Here is a 20165-nt window from a genome sequence, read left to right on the forward strand (position 1 = left end):
TATAATTTTAATTAAAAACAGTATTACCACCGCTTTTTAATGGGGCAAAAAACATGACTAAGATGAAATGAAACCTATAAAGTTTCTCTTAAGTCTGCCGATAACTTGCTCATTACCATTTATTATAAAAAGGGAAACTATGTTTAGCCGAATGAAAATAGTGACTGGATTATTATCCATTCTTCTGTTGTTTGGTGTTTTGCAATTTATCTCTGGGGGTGTTTTTTACTCAAATATTGTTGAGACAAGAAATGACCTGAATAAAACACTTACAATACAGGATCAACGTGAACGCCTAGACGAAAGCTGGGCTAACTTACTTCAAGCTCGTAATAATATTAATCGTGCTGCGATTAGTTTTCTATTACAAGATAAAAACTTAAATGTGGATGGCTCTCTGTCTGTGGATTATCTTACGGGTCTTGCTCGTAAAAATATGTCTCGTGCAGATGAGAAGTTTAAAGAGTTTGAAAAGAATATTACCGCTTATCAAGTTCACTCCGAAGATGATGTTCGTAGCCTAAAAGGGCGTTTTATCGAATATTTCTCTGCATTAAATCAATTAGAAATTCTACTTCAAGATAGAAATTTAAAAGACTTTTTTGAGCAACCAACTACGGGTTATCAAGATGCTTTTTATAAAGAATATCTTGCCTACGTTATGCGTAATGAGAAGTTTAATCATGAATTAAATGTAGCATTAGAAGCTTCTCACCAACGTACTGTCATCACCATGGTTGTTTTAGCCATTATCGTTATCTCTGCATTAATTTTATGCTGGTTTGCGTTACGTAATGCCTTGATTAGACCATTAAATTCGCTTCTATTAAGCATTAAAACTTTCTCTGAAGGGGATTTACGCCCCAATATTGAAGTCAATGGCCGTAATGAAATGAGCTTGTTAGCAAATGGCTTAAAGCATATGCAACAAGAGCTTATTCAAACCGTTCGTGGGGTCTATCAGAGCACAGAAAATATTTATAACAGCACAAGTGAAATAGCTGCTGGAAATAATGATCTGTCCGCACGTACAGAAGAGCAAGTAGCTTCCTTGGAAGAAACTGCCGCCAGTATGGAACAGTTAACTGCAACTGTAAAACAAAACGCAGATAACGCACGTCAAGCGAGTAACCTTGCTAATGACGCCTCAGATATCGCCCGCCAAGGCGGAAAAGTTGTTGCTAATGTGGTGCAAACAATGCACGACATAGCCGGAAGTTCTCAGAAAATCACCGATATTACTGCGGTTATCGATGGTATTGCATTTCAGACCAATATTTTGGCACTGAATGCAGCCGTGGAAGCTGCAAGAGCCGGTGAGCATGGTCGCGGATTTGCGGTAGTTGCCGGTGAAGTTCGTAACCTTGCGCAGAGAAGTGCAGAAGCTGCTAAAGAAATAAAAACACTGATTGAAGATTCTGTAAGCCGTACTGAAACGGGCTCTGTGCTTGTTGAAAGTGCAGGAGAGACGATGACGCGTATTGTGGACTCAGTAACGCGAGTTACTGATATCATGGGCGAAATCGCTTCTGCATCAGATGAGCAAAGCCGAGGTATCTCACAAGTTGGCCTTGCGGTTTCTGAAATGGATCGTGTCACTCAGCAAAATGCCTCTTTAGTAGAACAATCTGCAGCCGCGGCTGCTGGTCTTGAAGATCAAGCAGTTGCATTAACCCGCTTAGTTTCAATCTTCAAATTACCGGGTCAGGAAGAAAAAACGCTAGAAAGAAAGGAATCGGATGCAACCCCTGTAGTTAAAGCCGCTGCTCCACTTATAAAACCAGGAACCTCAGAAAAGAAAAAGAGCAGCAGTGTTGAAGATCCCGCTAATTGGGAAACTTTCTAACAACAACAAGTGGCTGACAAGCGGTGGCTTTTTTACCACCGCTTTAAACGAGGTGAAGGCATGTTTAGGTTTCGCAAATTAAAGATATCCACCAGTCTCTATTTATTACTGATGATGTTTTGCGTTATGCAGATGATTTCTAGTGGTATTTCGCTAGGGATTGTCCATTTGAATAACGAACAGATCACCAGAGTTGATTTAGATACATCTAAGCGAGATGAGTTAGGATTAAGTTGGGCATCTTTAATACAAACACGCAATGCGATTAATCGTGTTGCTATCGCAGTGAAAACTGAACAGTCAACGGATTATATTCAATCTATTGAATCAATTGCACTTTCACGCTTGGAAACAGCGAATACTCATTTTCAAAATTTCCTTGCTGAAATAAATAAAGAGGCAATACCGACAGAAGAAAAAGAAATCGTTGAAACGGTGAAAAATAATTATCACGTTTTATATGGTGCCTTAACTGAATTACATAGCATGTTAAAAAATGATAATTTCCAAGGTTTTTTAGACCAACCAACGGAACGTTATCAAACGGCAATGGAAAATTCATTTAACACTTATATGAATTACGTGCAGACAGAAATAACAGAATCTATAGAGCAAGGACATCGCTCTTATACTATTGCTATCTTGATGTTTATCGGTGCAATAGCAATGGTTATTGTTGTGTCAATCGCAGCTCACCGTTGGCTAAATTTTAATATCATTAAACCTTTTGCGAGTTTAAGTCGTTATTTTAATGATGTTGCAACCGGTAAATTAAATCGTGAAATTCTTGTTTTTACGGATGATGAAATAGGGGATGTATTTAGACAATTACGAGATATGCGGGGTGAGCTTGCTCGTTCTATTCGTATTGTTCGAGATAACAGTCACGCTATGTATTCTGGTATTCAAGAAATTTCAAAAGGAAATACGGATTTATCCTCAAGAACTGAACAACAAGCTGCTTCATTAGAAGAAACTGCGGCAAGCATGGAAGAGTTAACGGCAACAGTAAAACAAAATGCTGATAACGCTTTACAAGCAAGTAAGCTTGCGGAATCTGCTTCTGAAACAGCCATGCGTGGTGGCCAAATTACGCATAGTGTTGTTGAAACCATGGATGCGATTACACAAAGTTCTCAAAAGATAGGGGCTATTATCAGTGTGATTGATGGTATTGCGTTCCAAACCAATATATTAGCACTTAACGCGGCGGTTGAGGCTGCGCGTGCCGGTGAACAAGGACGAGGATTCTCTGTTGTTGCTGGAGAAGTTCGTAACCTTGCTCAGCGTAGTGCTGATGCTGCTAAAGAAATCAAATTATTGATTGATGAATCTGTTTTACGCGTCTCTCAAGGTTCTCAACTCGTTAATAATGCAGGGCAGACAATGGAGGAACTCGTTACATCAGTAAACAAAGTCACTGAACTAATGGCAGAAATTGCCTCTGCTTCTGATGAACAAAGTCGAGGTATTCACCAAGTCGCTGATGCAGTCAGTCAGATGGATCAGGTGACACAGCAAAACGCTGCTTTGGTGGAGCAATCAGCATCTGCTGCCGCAGCATTGGAAGATCAGGCTAATAACCTTGTTGATGCTGTATCGGCATTCGAGTTGCCTGATACGGATGAGAGTAATACCTCTTCATCCCTAGAAGGTAATGGGTTGAAAAAAGCAGATAAAAAATCATTTTTTAAAAAGACCCATTAAAAAACAATGAAACGTAATGTTACTGAAGTCTTATCAGATATCGCTGCTCAACCGTTGGATATTTTTACTCAACGGTTCATGTTGTCCGATGATCAGTTCCAATCTATATGCCAATTGATTTATCAAAAGGCCGGTATTGTGCTGACTAACAACAAAAGGGAGATGGTGTATAACCGTCTCACGAGGAGGTTACGTGAATTACGGATGAATAACTTTGGTGACTATCTTGCGTTTCTTAAAAGTGATGTACGCAACCCTGAATGGCAAGAGTTTGTTAATGCACTAACAACCAATCTCACGGCATTTTTCAGGGAAGCGCATCATTTTCCTATTTTGGCAAAACATGCCAGAAAAAGAGCAGGAGGTGTCTACCGAGTATGGTGTGCAGCAGCATCGACTGGAGAAGAACCTTATTCAATTGCGATGACTTTACGCGATGTTTTTGGGAATAACCCTTATAAAACCAAAATTATTGCCAGCGATATCGATACAAATGTGTTGGATAAAGCACGAAAGGGTGTTTACCGACAAGAAGAGCTTAAAACATTAAATGATGAATATTTGAAAAAATATTTTCTCAAAGGTGTCGGCGATTTTGAAGGATACGTGAAAATTAGACAGCAAATTAGCGAGATGGTCTCTTTTCAGTATTTGAATCTACTCGACAAGCAATGGGATTTAGAAGGTAGTTTTGATGCAATATTTTGTCGTAATGTGATGATTTATTTTGACAAAGCAACACAACAAACTTTACTTAATCGCTTTATCTCATTACTTAAACCAGACGGAATGCTGTTTGTTGGGCATTCCGAAAATGTAAGCCAGCTTAGCAAGGATTTCTACTTGCATGGGCATACCGTTTACGGGCTGACACCAGCAAGGAGAGGTTATGAATAAAATAACGGTACTCTGTGTTGATGATTCGGCGCTAATGCGTCAAATCATGCGAGAAATCATCAACAGTCATAGTGATATGGAAGTTGTTGATTGTGCACCAGATCCTATAGTGGCTCGTGACTTGATAAAAAAGTACAACCCACAGGTATTAACGTTAGACGTTGAAATGCCACGTATGGATGGTATTGATTTCTTGGAAAAATTGATGCGATTAAGACCAATGCCTGTCGTTATGGTCTCATCACTAACTGCAAAAGGTTCAGAAGTCACGCTAAAAGCGCTAGAACTGGGTGCGGTTGATTTTGTGACTAAACCTCAGCTTGGTTTGCGTGAAGGTATGCTTGCTTATAGTGAACTGATTGCAGAGAAAATTCGTGCGGCTGCTCTTGCACGGATTAGTCGGCGTGAAGTTCAAGTCGTACCTTCTAAATCATTGTCATTTACACCGATGATTTCGAGTGAAAAGTTGATTGTAGTTGGTGCATCAACAGGTGGCACAGAGGCTATTCGTAATTTTCTAGAACCATTACCCGTTACCAGCCCAGCGGTGTTGATCACACAACATATGCCAGCAGGGTTTACACACTCATTTGCAGAACGTTTAAATCGTTTATGTCAAATCAGTGTAAAAGAAGCTGAAGATGGAGAACGTGTATTACCTGGGCACGCTTATGTTGCTCCCGGTGATTATCATATGGAGCTTCGTCGGAATGGTGCTAACTACCAAATACACATTAATAAAGAGCCTGCTGTAAACCGCCATCGTCCTTCTGTCGATGTATTATTTCGGTCAGTCGCAAAATATGCGGGACGTAATGCCATTGGCGTTATTTTAACCGGAATGGGAAGTGATGGTGCTGCGGGGTTATTAGAAATGCGTCAAGCAGGAAGTTATACCTTTGCACAAGATGAAGCGAGTTGTGTCGTCTTTGGTATGCCTCGTGCTGCGGTTGAAATAGGCGCAGTTGATGAGGTGAAAAGCATAAGCTCAATGAGCAAAGCGGTACTGATGAAAATCAGTAGCACGCAATCATTGCGTATCTGATTAAGTTCAGTTTAAAAAGCAACACAGTAATTTGCCGATATATTTTGAAGGAGTTTTCAATGGCAAGTAAGGATCTGAAATTTTTAGTGGTTGATGATTTTTCAACAATGCGCCGCATAGTTCGTAATTTGCTAAAGGAATTAGGATTTACGAATGTAGAAGAAGCAGAAGATGGTGCTGACGCGTTAGCTAAATTACGCAATTCGGCAATTGATTTTGTGATAACAGACTGGAACATGCCAAACATGGATGGTCTAGAGCTTCTTAAAAATATTCGTAGTGATGCGGGATTTGCAGCAACACCTGTATTAATGGTGACCGCTGAAGCTAAAAAAGAAAATATCATTGCAGCAGCGCAAGCTGGTGCAAGTGGGTATGTTGTTAAACCTTTTACAGCAGCAATTCTTGAAGAAAAACTAAATAAAATTTTTGAAAAACTGGGCATCTAAGGAGTCGCAATGAGTGGGAATCCAATTATGCCGAAAGATAATATTGAAATGACATCTGATATTATCAGCCGGATCGGACAATTGACGCGGATGTTACGCGACAGTTTGCGAGAATTAGGATTGGATAAAGCAATAGCCGAAGCAGCAGAAGCCATCCCTGACGCTAGGGAACGATTGGATTATGTTGCTCAGATGACCGCTCAGGCAGCTGAGCGTACATTGAACTGCGTCGAAGCTGCGCAACCTAAACAGGATGCGTTAAGTGCCGATGCGACTAAGCTTACTGAACGTTGGGACCAATGGTTTGAACAGCCAGAAGAGCTGAAAGATGTACGCTCTCTTGTAACCGATACCCGCAATTATTTGCGGGATATCCCTGAGAGTACGGCTTTTACTAACAGTCAGTTATTGGAAATTATGATGGCACAGGATTTCCAAGATCTGACCGGTCAGGTAATTAAACGTATGATGAGTGTGGTTCAAGAAATTGAGAAACAACTTGTCATGGTATTAATGGAAAACCTGCCACCAGAGCAACTTGAAAAGTCTAATGTGAAAAAAGAGACTGATTCTTTATTAAATGGTCCACAAGTGAATAAAAACAGTGCTGGCGTGATCAAAAATCAAGATCAAGTTGATGATTTACTAGAAAGTTTAGGATTCTAACCTTCTAATGAGTTTTAGGGCGATAAGGACGTTGAGATATGCAGGACGCATTCGCTCTATGCTCTGCTCTTTTAGGATGGTGTACTTTATGGATAAAAAATTACGTAATAATACTTTGATAGCTCACGCTATCGAAGAAAATGTAAGCCGCTTTTTTTAAGCGGCTTTCGAAGTTGCTTAAATCAGCATCAATATGAAAGGTGTATGATTTGCTGTTAACTTCGCTGATTTCTTTATAGTTGGCGTCAAGATCACTTTTATTCTTATTTTTATCATTAGGTTGGTTTCTAAGCACCGACTGTCATAGCCCAAAAAGCCCCGTAAATTTGCGATTGTTCAGCCCATCAATTTCCTCTGAATTTGTCATGCTTAGAGTCATTTCATTCATGCTTTTAATCTCATTATCTAAATCGGACAGACTGTGGCTGAAGATAGCGATCTCGAAAAAACAGAGGAACCCACACCCCATAAACGGGAAAAAGCTAAAAAGGATGGGCAAATTGTCCGTTCTAAAGAGCTTTCATCCGTTTTAATGGTCTTAGGTGGTGTGAGTTTACTGTGGATGAGTGGTGGATTTATCACTCGTGGGTTACATGCCATGTTAACGGAAGGATTTACATTTAATCATCACCTGATTGGTAATGAGAATTTGTTGATCCCTCGATTTGGTAGCTTGATTAAGCAAGCTGTTTTTGCGTTATCGCCAGTGTTCTTTGGATTAGTGCTGGTGGCAATAGGTGGCTCGGCGTTATTAGGTGGGATCAATTTTAGTAGTAAATCAATTAAATTTGATGCAAAAAAATGGAATCCCATCTCTGGGCTAAAGCGTATTTTTTCAATGAATGCGTTGGCTGAATTATTTAAAGCGATACTAAAATCGACCTTTGTGGGACTGGCGGCAACCATTTTCTTATGGCACAACTGGAACGATATTCTTCATTTGATCACGCTTCCACCACTGAATGCGCTTGCTAATGCGATGCAATTGTTGATTTTTGCCGTCTACATCACGGTTTTTATGCTGATCCCCATGGTGGCCTTTGACATTATTTTCCAAATTCGTAGTCACCTGAAAAAACTACGTATGACGCGCCAAGAAATTAAAGACGAATTTAAACAGCAAGAAGGTGATCCTCAACTTAAAGCACGTATTCGTCAGCAACAACATGCGATGTCTCGCCGTCGAATGATGGCGGATGTACCGAAGGCTGACGTCATTGTTACGAACCCAACACACTATGCTGTCGCATTGCAATATAACGACAAAATGACCGCACCAAAAGTGTTAGCGAAAGGTGCAGGTGCTATTGCGTTAAAAATTAAAGAAATTGGTGCAGAACATCGAATTCCGCTTCTAGAAGCGCCACCGCTTGCTAGGGCGTTATATCGTCACAGTGAAATAGGTCATGCAATACCTTCAACCCTCTACGCTGCGGTTGCAGAAGTACTTGCGTGGGTTTATCAACTGAAACGATGGAAAACCGAAGGTGGTTTAAAACCTAAACAACCTATGAACTTGCCAGTGCCTCCCGCACTGGACTTTGCTGGAGAAGATAATCGTCATGGCTAATTTGGCCTCATTACTCCGCTTGCCGGGAAATTGGAAAAGTTCTCAGTGGCAGATACTGGCAGGGCCAGTGCTTATCTTGTTGATACTGTCAATGATGGTATTGCCATTGCCACCTTTTCTATTGGATTTATTATTTACCTTTAATATCGCACTTTCCATTATGGTGCTGTTAGTAGCAATGTTTACAAAGCGTACTTTGGACTTTGCTGCGTTTCCGACTATTTTGCTATTTACCACGTTGTTACGTTTATCATTAAACGTTGCTTCAACGCGTATCATCTTAATGGAAGGGCATACAGGATCAGCGGCTGCAGGGCGTGTTGTTGAAGCCTTTGGTCATTTCCTTGTTGGCGGTAACTTTGCGATTGGTATTGTGGTCTTTATCATCCTTGTATTGATTAACTTTATGGTTATCACTAAAGGGGCAGGACGTATTGCTGAAGTCGGTGCACGTTTTGTGTTAGATGGTATGCCAGGTAAACAGATGGCCATCGATGCTGATCTTAACGCCGGTATTATCAACGAAGATGAAGCAAAAAAACGCCGTAAAGAAGTCTCATTAGAATCTGATTTTTATGGTTCTATGGACGGTGCGAGTAAATTCGTTCGTGGTGATGCCATCGCAGGCTTAATGATCCTCGTGATTAACGTAGTGGGGGGCTTAATTGTCGGTGTTGCTCAACACGGTATGCCACTGAATGATGCCGCGAGCACTTATACCCTATTAACTATCGGTGATGGCCTGGTTGCTCAAATCCCAGCATTGATTATCTCAACGGCTGCGGGGGTTATTGTGACTCGTGTCGCGACCGATGAAGATGTTGGGCAACAAATGGTGACCCAACTCTTTGATAACCCTCGTGTATTGATGCTAACAGCTGGTGTATTAGGCCTGTTAGGTTTAGTACCAGGCATGCCAAATTTTGTTTTCCTTTTCTTCACCGCAGCATTAGGCGGATTAGGGTGGTATATCTTACGACGTAACGCCAACCCGCAAGTGCAACAACAAAAAGAGATGGAAGAAGTTGAGAAGCAAAATCGTGTTGTCGAAGCATCATGGGAAGATGTGCAACTGGAAGATCCTCTTGCTATGGAAGTGGGATATCGCTTAATTCCAATGGTAGATAACCGCCAAAATGGTGAGTTATTGGGGAGAATTAGCGGTATTCGTAAGAAATTTGCTCAAGAGACAGGATATCTCCCACCTGTTGTTCATATTCGTGACAATATGGAGTTAAGACCTTCTTCTTATCGTATTCTTATGAAAGGGGTTGAAATTGGTCATGGAGAAGCGCATCCGGGTCGTTGGTTAGCGATTAATCCAGGGAATGCGGTGGGTTCTTTAGAAGGCGATATCACGCAAGAGCCTGCCTTTGGTTTACCTGCGGTTTGGATTGATGACAGTTTAAGAGAACAGGCACAAGTTCAAGGCTATACCGTGGTTGCTGCGAGTACAGTAATTGCAACACACTTTAACCATGCATTAGCAAAATACGCATCAGAATTATTTGGTCGTCAAGAAGCGCAAATGTTGTTTGATAGGGTGAGTAAAGAGCTCCCTAAAATGACAGAAAATATGATCCCAGATATGCTGTCACTCACTGTATTGCACAAAGTATTGCAAAATCTGCTGTCTGAACAGGTGCCTATTCGTGATATGAGAACCATATTAGAAGCTTTAGCCGAGCATGCGCCAGAGCAAAAAGATCCTGCTGAATTAACAGCTGTCGTTCGTGTTGCACTTCGTCGTGCGATTACACAACACTGGTTTGGTGATCAAGATGAAATCCAAGTCATTGGGTTGGATGCAAGCTTAGAGCGTATTCTTGTTCAAGCAATGCAAAGTGGTGGTGGATTAGAGCCAGGGCTTGCTGAAAATATTGAACAACAAGCCTCTGATGCCGTACGTCACCAAGAAATGTCAGGTGGGGCACCTGTATTATTAGTCAATCATACTTTACGTTCATTATTATCACGTTTCTTACGCCGTAGCCTGCCACAATTAGCCGTATTATCAAATATGGAAATTAGCGAAGGTCGTCGTATCCGAATGACATCGATGATAGGTGGGCAACCTCATTAATCATTCTTGTTGATATGCCCTCATCTAGAGTTAAGGCCACTGTATTAAGTGGCCTTTTTTATGTTTATAGCATAGGAAAAGAGATAGGAGCGTCTAGTCATTTACTCTGTTTGATAAGCACAGAAGGCATCAGAAAGTGCAATTGTCTATTGATGAAAAAAGTGAAAAAAGAATGATAAATAAAGCCCTAGATATAATGAAAGGTGCATGCTGATAACGTGATAAGTCAGAGAAATAAAGTAAAGAGAACGCTTAAGGTGAGAGAGAGTCAGAGTACTCGATGTATATTTATATTGTCGAAAACGAGGTGTTACTTGTGTTTAATCGGAAAAACAAAACGCCATCATGATTGATGGCGTATCGTGAGAATTTAGGGCTTACTACCCAGAAAAGCTAAACCTGAATTTTACGTCCAGCCAGTGTTGAACGCTGAGCTTGCCCATCAGAACCATAAAGCGTTGGGCTGTGATTCTTCTGTAAAAAACGGATAGCATCACTATTACGAGAAATATGTTGCTCTAATAGTAATCCGTTATGCTGATTAAGGTGTTTTAGCTCCGCCGTAATATCTATTATCTGTATCCATAAATCAGATAAGAATGCTAGACCTGTATAAGGTTTTTCTATACCAGCTTGTAAGCTTAGCGTATGACGCTGTTGGTCTGTATGACCTAAAGCCGATAAGACAAAATTCTTCTGTTCAGTAACTTCGTGAAGTGCATTGATATCAATGTTGCCTGCACACAATAACTGCTGTTCAGCGCGTAGAATACCTGCAATGGTATTGAGCTGTGATAATTGAAGATCTAAAGTCTGGCGGAGTTCTTCCATCATAATCATTAAAATATTATTGAGTTATGCTTTCAGCAGCTTCACGGAAAAGAGCATCCGCAATTTTACCGCTGTCCATGGTTAATGTTCCGTTGGCAATTGCTTCTTTTAGGCGAGCAACTTTCTCAACGTTAATGTCTTTGTTTCCAGGTTGAACAAGTTTTTTCTGTGCTTCACTGAGTTTTACAGAAGTGTCACCTGTCGCTGTTTTTTGTTCAGTTGTTCCCGATTTACGTGAGCCCTGCGTGACTTCACCTGGGTTACGTTGTGCAATTGCGTTAATCGGAAGCAGTGGATTTGCGCGTTCAATACTCATAGGAAAATCCTTTGTTAGGCATCAATTAGTCGTCAGATGAAGCCATTGTAAAACAACCTATGTGTTTTCGCCTATCATCTTGGTTCTTTATATCGGCTGTAGAATCAAAAACTTTAATCTTAGTCGTCATACTTCAAGTTGTAGCGTTGTTAGCTGCATTCACTCTCACTAGTCCCATTACTCGTCATATTTCAAGTCGTAGCGTTGTTGACTGCATTCACCCACACTAGTCACATACTTGTGTATGCTTCTAGCGATTCGTTCATTTGTCGCCTAGCTACATCTTGAATTATTTAGAGTATGTATATGGTTGTATTTTTAATACACCTTGAATTATTTAGAGTAAAAACTGTAGCGCAAGAGAGTTTACCTCTGCTTGCCATAACTGAAACGGGTAACAAGCAATTCAATATAGGCTTATTCGGCTTATCAGCTTTTTAATCGGTTAAAGAGGGATGCGAACTGCACCATTTTCAAGTGCTTCACCCGTGACGATTTGCCCTGATTTTACTCTCACTCGAATGGTTTCATTGGCCACGGCGTTGTTTACTGCCTTACCCTCATAACGGATCTGAAAGTGAGGACCTTGCGCAAATACAGTGACTGTTTGTCCCGCCAAAATAGCCCAAGGGCGACGAACCATTGTCGAAGTTAAAGGTTTTCCTGCGGATATTTGTCGCATTGCGATCGCATTTTTAATGAATATCGGATCGCGTAATACATCATAAGGTAATTTTTCTAATTCGCCCGTTGCCATGCTAACGGCAGAAGTTTCAATAATGTCATCACGATTAATGTCTTTTTTCGCAATTAAGTATTTGCCCTTCACGCTAACATCAACTTGAATAAAACGGCGTTGTTTATCACATTGAATGGGAATCGAAAGGCGCCCCCAATTGCGAGAGCCTGCATGGCGTTGGATCTTTTGTATTTGGCACACAGGCCATTTCTCTTCAGGTGTTAAAACGGTCACAGTGACTTTATCGCCTGGTTGATGAAGTGCAACAAAGAAATCTTGTAGTTCTTCAGGGAGTGATTTAGCTAGACTCACATTCACCATAAAGAAAAAAGAAAATAGACCGATAAGAGTTTTAACTAACATAGTTTGTACCACCTTACAGCGTTGATGCTAATTGTGCATTTGTACTTATTTAGCCAGCACAGTGTACATCGCCTTTACACGCCTTAAACGCATAAATAGCAATCCAATTTACGCCTATTCCTCCAATCATCTTTTTTTTGAGCGTTTATTCTGTCAACTGAAATTGTTTTATCAGCTGAGGTAAGTGGCTTAGCCACCAAGGATAGAAGATGCTCGATAAATTAGAAAATACGTTTCATTTTCAACAAGAAGCGCTCTCAATACGTAATAAACGCCAAGAAATTCTTGCTGCGAATATCGCTAATGCAGATACCCCAGGCTTTCAGGCTCGTGATATTGATTTTGCTTCTGAATTGAAAAAAACCATTGAAAACGGACGCACTGGCAGTCATGGCATGCAATTAGCAATGACATCAGAGCGCCATATCCCAATTAAACCCGGTTACCGCTTAGAAGCGGACTTGTTGTATCGCGTACCTCATCAGACCGCGATGGATGGTAATACCGTGGATATGGATATGGAACGTAGTAATTTTGCTGACAATAGCCTTAAGTATCAGGCTGATGTGACATTTATTAACTCGCAAGTTAAAAGCATGATGGCTGTATTGCAACAGTAAGGTAAAGAGCATGTCTTTATTTAGTATTTTCGATATTTCAAGTTCAGCACTTTCAGCGCAATCACAACGCTTAAATGTGAGTGCCAGCAATATGGCAAACGCCGACAGTGTTGCGGGTCCAGATGGCGACCCTTATCGTGCAAAACAGGTTGTTTTTCAGGTAAATGCACCTGCTGGCCAAGAAATTGGCGGTGTGCGTGTTACTGAAGTTGTTGATGATCCTGCCCCATTTCGTATGGAATATCAGCCAGGACATCCTTTTGCCGATGAAAAAGGTTATGTACGTATGCCGAATGTTGATGTCGTGGGTGAAATGATTAATACCATCTCTGCTTCTCGTAGCTATCAAGCTAACGTTGAAGTGATGAACACGGCAAAAACGCTGATGCAAAAAACACTGATGATAGGTCAATAGGGAGAATAAATTGTGGGTATTTCCGCCTCAATGAATGAACCTTATGATAATACCATTATCGGGGATGCACCTTCTTCATACCATACGAAAAAGAGTGGTAGTGAAGATATTAAAGGGAATTTTCTGACACTTCTCATCACCCAGATGAAAAATCAAGACCCAACAAATCCAATGCAAAATAATGAGTTAACGTCTCAGTTAGCTCAGATTTCAACCGTTGAAGGTATCGAAACACTGAATAAAACAGTGAATAACATTGTTGGGCAAATTGACCAAAGTCAGGCGTTAAAAGCCTCTTCATTGGTTGGTCGTGGAGTTATGGTCTCTGGGAATAAAATCGTTGTCTTTCAGCCAACCGACGGTAAAGGTGAGGCTGAAAAACCCGGTGATGGGAGTGATACCATGCCAACACCCGACACTCAAAATGAAAAAACACGTCAGCAAATGGGGGCGTATAAAGCAGATGATGCCGACCCAAATACCTCTGGCGATGAACACCTTTTTTCAACACCTTTTGGTTTTGAATTACTCAGTCCAACCGATTCTCTTACGATAAACATCACTAATGGCAGTGGTGTCACCGTTCGTACAATCAAAATGGACAAAAAGATGCTACCGGATGTTTATAACTTCTCTTGGGATTGCACTGATGAAGATGACAATCCCGTTCCAACGGGAAGCTATAAATTCACCGTTAACGCCACGCTTAATGATGCTCAGGTCCCTGTTAAGACACTGAATTATGCGCTGGTGAATAGTGTGTCCATGGTGGATGGTGGTGCCCGCCTTGATGTTGGCTTAGGTAATACCGTTTCATTGGATGAAATTCGTCAGGTTCTTTAACTAACACATATTCAACTTGGAGGGCGCATGTCCTTTTCACAAGCAGTAAGTGGTTTAAACGCAGCAGCCGCTAACTTAGATACTATCGGTAACAATATTTCTAACTCCGCAACCTACGGTTTTAAAGGTGCAAACGTCTCTTTTGCTGATGTTTTCGCCGGTTCAGGCGCAGGTTTGGGCGTTAAAGTGGCCGGTATCAGCCAAAACTTTAAAGACGGTAGTATTACCACAACTAACCGTCCAACAGACGTGGCGATTTCTGGCGGCGGTTTTTTCCGTATTGAAGATCAAAACGGTGGTGTTTTTTATTCACGTAATGGTGAGTTTGGTAAAAATAAAGATGGTTTCCTGACTAATATGCAAGGTATGCGTGTAACAGGTTATCCAGTACAAGTTGTTGATGGTAAAAACGTTGTTCAAAAAGGGGCGACACCAACACCTATCGTTATTCCTACCGATATGATGAATGCCAGTGCAACAGACAAAATCAATATGGCGGTTAACCTGAATTCAGGTGAAGAGAAACCCGCTAAAGCGCCATTTAATGCTAAAGATGGTGATACTTATAACTTCAGTACTAACGTTACCACTTATGATAGTTTAGGTAATGAACATAATCTGAACTTATTCTTTGTAAAGGCGAATGACAATGAATGGAAAGTTTATGGGCAAGATACTTCAACTAAAACTGCGGGTGGTGCGCCAACGCCTCATCAAGATTTAGGTACTTTAAAATACACCAATGCAGGGGTGCTAGAGAGTTATACAAAGACCGATATGAATATTGCCTCTTTGAATGGCTCTGCTGCGGGTACTATCGAATTGGATTTCACCGGTAGCACTCAGCAAAAAGTCTCTGAATCCAGCGTATCTAAATTAGCGCAGAACGGTTACCAAGCGGGCGAATTTACTAACTTCCGTATCGAGCAAGATGGCTCAATTATGGCGACGTACTCAAACCAACAAAGCCAAGTTGTCGGCCAAATCGCATTAGCTAACTTTGCAAACGCGGGCGGTTTAAGCTCACAAGGTGACAATATGTGGTCTGAAACGAACGCGTCAGGCTCACCTATCGTGGGTGTTGCAGGCGCAGGCGTGTTCGGTAAATTAACCAATAACGCATTAGAAGCGTCTAACGTAGATATGAGCCAAGAGTTAGTCAACATGATCGTTGCTCAACGTAACTATCAATCAAACGCACAAACCATCAAGACTCAGGATCAGATCCTGCAGACTCTGGTTAGCTTGCGCTAATAACGCTGGAAATAATCTGTTATGGATCATGTGATTTATACCGCGATGGGCGGCGCCAGACACTCGATGGAAAATCAAGCTGTCGTGGCGAATAACTTAGCAAACGCATCAACGCCGGGATTCAAAGCGCAGCTTAGTGCAATGCGAGCCGTACCTGTCAATGGCGATACCTTACCGACTCGTACATTAACGGTAGCTTCAACGCCTGGTAGCGATCAGAGTCAAGGAACGATGAACTATACCGGCAGATCAATGGACGTTGCGTTAAGTGATAACGGCTATTTGGCTGTTCAGCTTGATGATGGCACTGAAGCGTATACCCGAAACGGAAATATCCAACGTAACGCAGATGGCATGTTGATGGTACAAGGGCGTTTGTTAATGGGGGATAACGGTGCGATTGAAGTACCTCCTCAAGCAAATGTCAGTATTGCCAATAACGGTATTGTGACAGCGCATGTGCCGACTGATCCGCCAAAAATGTTGGGGCAGATTGGTCGTTTGAAAATGGTAAAACCAGAGCCAAACGACTTAGTTCGTGGTGATGATGGTTTATTCCATTTATCCCCTAAAGGGACAGCACGTGCTGGTGAGGAATTACCTGCGGATGATAGCGTGAAGGTGTTAGCTGGTGTGTTAGAAGGCAGTAATGTTAATCCAGCAGAAGCCATGGTCGATATGATAGCAAACGCAAGACGTTTTGAAATGCAAATGAAGGTTATTCATAGCGCTGACGATAATGCGCAACGAGCTAACCAATTGCTATCACTGAGTTAAATAGTGTAAGGGGAAAACCATGATCCGTTCTTTATGGATTGCTAAAACTGGGTTGGATGCACAACAGACAAACATGGATGTGATTTCCAACAACCTCGCGAACGTCAGCACTAATGGTTTTAAACGCCAACGTGCGGTTTTCGAAGATTTACTGTATCAAACAATTCGCCAGCCTGGTGCGATGACGTCTGAACAGACTAATGCACCTTCAGGTCTACAAATTGGTACAGGGGTTCGTCCGGTTGCGACTGAGCGTCTACATAGCCAAGGTAATTTGGCTCAAACGAATGGCACTCGTGATGTGGCTATCAAAGGACAGGGTTTTTTCCATGTCCAGTTACCTGATGGTACAGACGCTTATACCCGTGATGGTTCTTTTCAAATGGATCAAAATGGGCAATTAGTCACCACCAGTGGTTTCCAAGTTGTGCCTGCAATTATTCTTCCTGAAACGGCGAAAAAGGTCATGATTGGTCGTGATGGTACTGTTAGTGTTGAGATTGAAGGTTCTCCTGCGCCACAACAAGTAGGTCAATTAACACTAACTACCTTTATTAATGATAGCGGATTAGAAAGTGTGGGTGAAAACTTGTACTTAGAAACGGCAAGCTCTGGTGCACCTACTGAAAATGCCCCTGGTATCAACGGCGCAGGCTTGCTGTATCAGGGATATGTTGAAACCTCTAACGTTAACGTCGCAGAAGAGCTGGTTAATATGATCCAGACTCAACGTGCTTATGAAATTAACAGTAAAGCGATTTCAACATCTGATCAGATGTTACAGAAACTAACGCAACTCTAATTTCGTTTGTTCATTAGCCTGACAGGGTTTCCTGTCAGGCGTATTACTAAAAGAGTATCGAAGATGGATACAAAGGTCATTACTGACAATTCTGGGGCAAGAACGCTTAGTGTCAGATGGCGTCGTCATCAACGTTTAGGTACCGCCCTGTTGGTACTGACACTGACCGGATGCGCATATATACCCAAAAAACCGTTAGTAGAAGGTAATACCACTGCGGTTCCAACGGCACCAACAGCACCTGCACCTAATGGCTCTATTTTTCAGTCCACTCAGCCTGTTTATTTTGGCTATCAACCTTTATTTGAAGATAGACGTCCTCGAAATATCGGCGATACGCTGACGATTACATTGCAAGAGAATGTCAGTGCAAGCAAAAACTCATCTGCAAATGCCAGCCGTAATGGTAAAGCAGGCTTCCTTGCTGCGATTACGCCGGGATTCTTAGAAGGGATATTTGGTAATAAACGTACAGATATGAGTATGGAAGGAAACAGTGACTTTGGCGGTAAAGGTGGCGCAAATGCGAACAATACCTTTAAAGGCACCATTACAGTTACCGTCGATCAGCTCCTTGCCAATGGAAACCTGCATGTTATTGGCGAAAAGCAAATTGCTATCAATCAAGGTACTGAATTTATCCGTTTTTCAGGTGTGGTGAATCCAAGAACAATTAGTGGAGCTAATACTGTAAATTCAACCCAAGTTGCTGATGCTCGTATTGAATATATCGGAGACGGTTATATTAATGAAGCGCAGTCTATGGGATGGCTACAACGCTTCTTCTTAAATGTGTCACCTTTTTAATGAGTAGGATCCAGATGAAAAAAATAGCGATGAGCCTTTTCTTTATCGTGATGACATGTGTCGGTTTTTCCGCCCATGCCGAACGGATCAGAGATCTCACCTCTGTCGAAGGGGTAAGAGAAAATGCGCTGATTGGTTATGGTTTAGTGGTGGGATTAGACGGAACGGGCGACCAAACAATGCAAACCCCGTTTACCACGCAAAGTCTGAATAACATGCTCTCACAATTGGGGATCACCGTACCACCCGGCACCAATATGCAATTGAAAAACGTTGCTGCGGTGATGGTAACAGCAAAATTACCGCCTTTTGGTCGTACAGGGCAATCAATCGACGTCGTTGTTTCATCATTAGGTAATGCAAAAAGCTTACGTGGTGGTACGTTGCTGATGACTCCACTTAAAGGGGTTGATAACCAAATTTATGCATTAGCACAAGGCAATATTGTGGTTGGCGGAGCGGGTGCTTCTGCGGGCGGAAATAGTGTCAAAGTCAATCAATTAGCCGGTGGGCGTATTAGTAGTGGCGCGATTATTGAACGTGAATTACCGTCTCAATTTGGTCAAACAGGCCTATTAAACTTACAACTGAATGAAGAAAACTTCACGTTGGCACAACACATTTCAGATGCAGTTAATAAATTACGCGGTGTGGGAACAGCCATTCCATTAGATGCACGTACGGTTCAATTGCGCGTTCCTATTGGTAAAAGCGAACAAGTGCGTTTCTTGGCAGAAGTTCAAAACCTTGATATTAAGCGCGTTGTTGCTGATGCAAAAGTGATTATTAATGCAAGAACAGGTTCAGTTGTTATGAATCGGGATGTGACATTAGGAAGTTGTGCTATTGCACAAGGTAACCTCTCTGTCACGGTTGATAGCCAAGTTAATGTGAGCCAGCCTAATACCCCATTTGCTGGAGGAAGTACGGTTGTAACGCGTAACACCAGTGTGAATATGAGTGAACAAGGTGGTTCATTACAACAAGTGAATGCAAGTGCTAGCCTAAATGAGGTTATTCGTACATTAAATGCTCTTGGTGCAACACCAACAGATTTAATGTCAATTTTGCAGGCAATGGAAAGCGCGGGTTGCTTACGTGCGAGATTGGAGATTATCTGATGAAAGATTTATCTCTGCTTTCTTCAATGCCGACAATATCAACACCGGCATATGACAGTAATGCATTGAATAAACTTAAATATCAGGTTGGACAAAACGCTGATCAGCAAGGGCTGCGCCAAGTGGCGCAGCAGCTTGAAGGTGTTTTTGTTCAAATGATGTTAAAGAGCATGCGTGAAGCGATTCCTCAAGAGGGCATGTTTAACTCAGAAAGTACCAAGATGTACACCTCTCTTTATGATCAACAAATCGCTCAAGACTTATCACAAAAAGGCTTGGGCTTTGCTGACATGATAGAAAAACAACTTTCTGCCAAGGTAACAATGGAGCCTAGTGAGATGGCAGGAAAAACACCAATGCCATTAGATGGCAGCGATATTTTTCAATCCATGCCAACGCAAGCATTGGGGCAAATTTATCGTGCTATGCAGCCGTATCAAAATGCAGTTGAAAGTACGATAGGCAAGCTTAAAGGTTTATCTGAAAGTAGTGCTACTTTTGCATCAAAATTGTTAGGGCCAGCGAAAAAAGCGACAGAAGGTACAGGTGTACATCACCTATTAGTTGTTGCTCAAGCTGCGCTTGAATCAGGCTGGGGAAAACGTGAAATCCTAACAGGTGACGGTAAGCCAAGTTATAACCTCTTTGGTATTAAAGCAGGAAGTAGTTGGAAAGGGCCTGTTACGAATATAATGACCACAGAGGTTATCGAGGGTAAGTCAATTAAGATGCGTGATAATTTCCGTGTTTATGGCTCATATGTTGAAGCTATTCAGGATTACCTCAGACTGATTACTGAAAGTCCTCGTTATGCGAAAGTACCTCAAGCTCAAACCCCAGAACAAGCCGCTTATCGTATCCAAGAAGCGGGTTATGCCACTGATCCCGGGTATGCGAAAAAATTGGTTTCAATTATTGGTCAATTAAAAGGAAGCGGTGAGCAAGTTGCTAAAACTTATACTCACGATTTAAGCGATTTATTTTAATTATTTTCCCCTCAAGTTTAGAGGGGAA

20 protein-coding genes are annotated in these 20165 nt (G+C 41.7%); 17 read left to right on the forward strand and 3 right to left on the reverse strand.

What is annotated here, in order from left to right:
* Positions 1–139: 139 nt before the first annotated feature.
* From GWJ05_RS12275 to flhA, 8 genes are all read left to right on the forward strand, one after another.
* Positions 140–1846: a methyl-accepting chemotaxis protein gene (locus GWJ05_RS12275; protein ID WP_036935713.1), complete on the forward strand. Its 1707-nt coding sequence runs from the start codon at positions 140–142 to the stop codon at positions 1844–1846.
* 60 nt (positions 1847–1906) lie between these two features.
* Positions 1907–3553, forward strand: a complete 1647-nt coding sequence (locus tag GWJ05_RS12280) for a methyl-accepting chemotaxis protein (protein ID WP_036935715.1) — start codon at positions 1907–1909, stop codon at positions 3551–3553.
* Between the two features lie 6 nt (positions 3554–3559).
* Positions 3560–4450, forward strand: coding sequence for a protein-glutamate O-methyltransferase CheR (gene cheR / locus GWJ05_RS12285; protein WP_036935717.1), 891 nt, complete (start codon positions 3560–3562; stop codon positions 4448–4450).
* Positions 4443–5495 carry a protein-glutamate methylesterase/protein-glutamine glutaminase gene (locus GWJ05_RS12290; protein ID WP_036935719.1) on the forward strand — a complete coding sequence of 351 codons (1053 nt, stop codon included), beginning with the start codon at positions 4443–4445 and terminating at the stop codon, positions 5493–5495. Before cheR ends, GWJ05_RS12290 begins: the two co-directional genes overlap by 8 nt.
* 59 nt (positions 5496–5554) lie before the next feature.
* A complete protein-coding gene (cheY, locus tag GWJ05_RS12295; RefSeq protein ID WP_036935721.1) occupies positions 5555–5944 on the forward strand; it encodes a chemotaxis response regulator CheY in 390 nt (129 codons plus the stop codon).
* Positions 5945–5953: 9 nt separating this feature from the next.
* The gene (gene cheZ / locus GWJ05_RS12300; RefSeq protein WP_036935723.1) at positions 5954–6610 is read left to right on the forward strand and encodes a protein phosphatase CheZ; all 657 of its coding nucleotides are present in this window, start codon (positions 5954–5956) and stop codon (positions 6608–6610) included.
* Between the two features lie 421 nt (positions 6611–7031).
* The gene (flhB, locus tag GWJ05_RS12305; protein WP_036935728.1) at positions 7032–8180 is read left to right on the forward strand and encodes a flagellar biosynthesis protein FlhB; all 1149 of its coding nucleotides are present in this window, start codon (positions 7032–7034) and stop codon (positions 8178–8180) included.
* Positions 8173–10263 carry a flagellar biosynthesis protein FlhA gene (gene flhA, locus GWJ05_RS12310; protein ID WP_036935730.1) on the forward strand — a complete coding sequence of 697 codons (2091 nt, stop codon included), beginning with the start codon at positions 8173–8175 and terminating at the stop codon, positions 10261–10263. The genes flhB and flhA overlap by 8 nt, the downstream gene beginning before the upstream one ends.
* A gap of 393 nt (positions 10264–10656) precedes the next feature.
* Here the strand turns inward: flhA and GWJ05_RS12315 are convergent, their stop codons facing one another.
* From GWJ05_RS12315 to flgA, 3 genes are all read right to left on the reverse strand, one after another.
* A complete protein-coding gene (locus GWJ05_RS12315) occupies positions 10657–11094 on the reverse strand; it encodes a flagella synthesis protein FlgN (protein ID WP_036935731.1) in 438 nt (145 codons plus the stop codon).
* A gap of 16 nt (positions 11095–11110) precedes the next feature.
* Entirely contained in the window at positions 11111–11410 is a 300-nt protein-coding gene (gene flgM, locus GWJ05_RS12320) for a flagellar biosynthesis anti-sigma factor FlgM (protein ID WP_036935733.1), read from the reverse strand.
* 445 nt (positions 11411–11855) lie between these two features.
* Positions 11856–12512, reverse strand: a complete 657-nt coding sequence (gene flgA, locus GWJ05_RS12325; RefSeq protein ID WP_036935735.1) for a flagellar basal body P-ring formation chaperone FlgA — start codon at positions 12510–12512, stop codon at positions 11856–11858.
* A gap of 209 nt (positions 12513–12721) precedes the next feature.
* Between flgA and flgB the strand changes: the two genes are divergently transcribed.
* From flgB to flgJ, 9 genes are all read left to right on the forward strand, one after another.
* Entirely contained in the window at positions 12722–13132 is a 411-nt protein-coding gene (gene flgB, locus GWJ05_RS12330) for a flagellar basal body rod protein FlgB (protein ID WP_006533174.1), read from the forward strand.
* 10 nt (positions 13133–13142) lie between these two features.
* On the forward strand, positions 13143–13547 hold the full coding sequence (flgC, locus tag GWJ05_RS12335; RefSeq protein WP_036935737.1) for a flagellar basal body rod protein FlgC: 405 nt from the start codon (positions 13143–13145) through the stop codon (positions 13545–13547).
* Between the two features lie 12 nt (positions 13548–13559).
* Complete coding sequence (locus tag GWJ05_RS12340; protein WP_087802136.1) at positions 13560–14390, forward strand: flagellar hook assembly protein FlgD; 831 nt, start codon at positions 13560–13562, stop codon at positions 14388–14390.
* A 27-nt stretch (positions 14391–14417) separates the two neighbouring features.
* Positions 14418–15644: a flagellar hook protein FlgE gene (gene flgE, locus GWJ05_RS12345; RefSeq protein WP_036935739.1), complete on the forward strand. Its 1227-nt coding sequence runs from the start codon at positions 14418–14420 to the stop codon at positions 15642–15644.
* Positions 15645–15665: 21 nt separating this feature from the next.
* Positions 15666–16421, forward strand: a complete 756-nt coding sequence (locus GWJ05_RS12350; protein WP_087802137.1) for a flagellar basal body rod protein FlgF — start codon at positions 15666–15668, stop codon at positions 16419–16421.
* Between the two features lie 19 nt (positions 16422–16440).
* On the forward strand, positions 16441–17223 hold the full coding sequence (gene flgG / locus GWJ05_RS12355; RefSeq protein WP_036935743.1) for a flagellar basal-body rod protein FlgG: 783 nt from the start codon (positions 16441–16443) through the stop codon (positions 17221–17223).
* Positions 17224–17286: 63 nt separating this feature from the next.
* Positions 17287–18030, forward strand: a complete 744-nt coding sequence (locus GWJ05_RS12360) for a flagellar basal body L-ring protein FlgH (protein ID WP_036935745.1) — start codon at positions 17287–17289, stop codon at positions 18028–18030.
* 14 nt (positions 18031–18044) lie between these two features.
* Entirely contained in the window at positions 18045–19151 is a 1107-nt protein-coding gene (locus GWJ05_RS12365; RefSeq protein ID WP_036935747.1) for a flagellar basal body P-ring protein FlgI, read from the forward strand.
* On the forward strand, positions 19151–20137 hold the full coding sequence (flgJ, locus tag GWJ05_RS12370) for a flagellar assembly peptidoglycan hydrolase FlgJ (RefSeq protein ID WP_036935749.1): 987 nt from the start codon (positions 19151–19153) through the stop codon (positions 20135–20137). The genes GWJ05_RS12365 and flgJ overlap by 1 nt, the downstream gene beginning before the upstream one ends.
* The last annotated feature ends 28 nt before the right edge of the window (positions 20138–20165 follow it).

Source organism: Proteus sp. G2626 (assembly GCF_009915985.1).
Taxonomy (GTDB): domain Bacteria; phylum Pseudomonadota; class Gammaproteobacteria; order Enterobacterales; family Enterobacteriaceae; genus Proteus; species Proteus vulgaris.